Here is a 405-nt window from a genome sequence, read left to right as displayed (position 1 = left end):
GCGCGCTGTTCTGCTGGTTGTGATCCAGGTAGCCACGGGTGTCGACGCCGGTGCTGCCGGGGCGGTTGCCGACCTTGGCCCAGGCATTACCGTCAAGCTGCTTTGAGGCCTGGCTGTTACGGTCAGTGGCCTGCGGTAACGACAGCGTGCCGCCGCTACGCATCACCACATCGCCGTCGCCACCGCCCTCGAGCGGCGTATTCCGGTGGTGCCGCGTGCCGAGATGCTTGCCGAGCTGATGCGCTACCGCCACGGCGTGGCGGTAGCCGGTACCCACGGCAAGACCACCACCACCAGCCTGCTGGCCTCGGTGTTCGCGGCCGGCGGCCTGGACCCGACCTTCGTCATCGGTGGCCGCCTGACCGCTGCCGGTACCAATGCCCAGTTGGGCACCAGCCGCTACCT

At 68.6% G+C, this 405-nt stretch carries 1 pseudogene; it reads left to right on the top strand.

From position 1 onward, the window contains the following. Positions 1-175: 175 nt before the first annotated feature. A pseudogene (murC, locus tag SB765_RS28145) lies at positions 176-405 on the top strand (UDP-N-acetylmuramate--L-alanine ligase); the annotation flags it as partial.

It is taken from the genome of Pseudomonas sp. SIMBA_067 (assembly GCF_046534675.1).
Classification (GTDB): Bacteria; Pseudomonadota; Gammaproteobacteria; order Pseudomonadales; family Pseudomonadaceae; genus Aquipseudomonas; species Aquipseudomonas putida.
Note: the sequence above shows the minus strand (reverse complement) of the source record. Positions and strands in the feature narration are given on the sequence as shown.